The organism is Pseudoalteromonas sp. BZK2, from assembly GCF_014349195.1.
Taxonomy (GTDB): Bacteria; Pseudomonadota; Gammaproteobacteria; order Enterobacterales; family Alteromonadaceae; genus Pseudoalteromonas; species Pseudoalteromonas simplex.
Window position 1 is genome coordinate 1 of sequence record NZ_JACSOG010000084.1, and the last position, 1,361, is coordinate 1,361.

At 42.6% G+C, this 1,361-nt stretch carries 1 protein-coding gene; it reads right to left on the reverse strand.

What is annotated here, in order from left to right; translation table 11 throughout:
• Positions 1-406: 406 nt before the first annotated feature.
• A protein-coding gene (locus BIZ38_RS21920) for an IS630 family transposase (protein ID WP_262387643.1) occupies positions 407-1,361 on the reverse strand; the annotation gives its coding sequence in 2 pieces (ribosomal slippage) (positions 407-973 and positions 975-1,361; 954 coding nt annotated over the 2 pieces). This gene is flagged as partial in the annotation.

A 1,361-nucleotide genomic window follows, 5' to 3' on the forward strand; every position in this document is an offset into this window, starting at 1 on the left:
CGCCGATGATAGTGTAGCAGCTGCTATGTGAAAGTAGGTCATCGCCAGGCTCCAAATAAGAGAAGCCCGATTCGAAAGAGTCGGGCTTTTTTGCGTTTGGAGCTGTCAGCCAGGTAGGTTGGGTAGAGCGAAGCGAAACCCAACACAATCCATGTGACCCTCTTCATAACCCATGGTTAAAAACTCTTAAAATCTCTACTGGTCTAACAGGTTAGCGATCTCTAATACCAATTCGCTTAATTAAGTGGTCTATTTTGAGGCAAGAAAACCTCGTTGATAACAAGGCAAAAATTTCGTTATTTAGTTGTTCTAAATCAGAAATTTTTAACGCGGGTAGCGACAGGTTTAATCCCTCAAAATGACTAAGTATTATTGCGGATTGGTATAATACCATTCCGCATAAAGATTAAATCAATTTAATCCATTCCCGATTGCACATTTTCTTCACTCGATCCGGGATTGAAATAAAGTGATTCCACGCCTTTGAAACTTCATCGACAATTTCATCATAGCCTGAAAACACTCTATTTGATAAACAATGTTGTCGTATCCAACTCCATACTTGCTCTATTGGATTTAGCTCTGGTGAATAAGGTGGGAGCTTTATCAGGGTTAGGTTTTTAAATTCTGCAGCTGTATCGTATGTGTGCCAGCCTGCGCCATCTATTATCACGACAGCGTGTCTTCCAACAGGTGTCGCGTGTGATATCTGGCGCATATGCTGCGTCATTGCTTCTTTATTTACGAATGGGCTAACTAACGCTTCTGTTTGGCCTGTGGCTGGACATACCGCGCCAAATAAGTATCCATAGTCAAATTGCTGTTGTTTTACAATCCGTGGCCGAGTGCCTGTTTCAGCCCAAATGCGCGTAGTCGGATTTTGCTGGCCAAATCGTGCTTCGTCCTGAAACCATACGTCGATCCGATCAAGAGGAAGGTGTCCTGGTGTGTGAAGGATCGTTTCCAGCTGGAAGTTTTTTAAAAGCCTCTTGGCTCTGTAATGATTGTTTCGGGTGTTTAGAGCGACTTGTGATCCAACTAAAGCCAAGTTGCTTTAGAATTTTATAGACATGATTTAAGTGGTAATGAACACCAAATTCAGTGTGAATGTAATGCACAATGTCTTCACCGGTAAGGCGGCCACCGCGAAGTTCTGTGTTCGTGCGCTTTATAAATTCAGACAGTTGTTCAAGTTGCCGCTGTTGCAGCCTTGATGGACGTCCTTGAATAGGCTTATTGTCTAAACCATCAAGCCCATGCTCTAGGTAACTAGAAACCCATTTATTCACACTACTTCTTGCAGTGTTTAGACGTTTTGCAATATCGGTTCGGCTATTACCCTCATAAAATAAAGACACTGC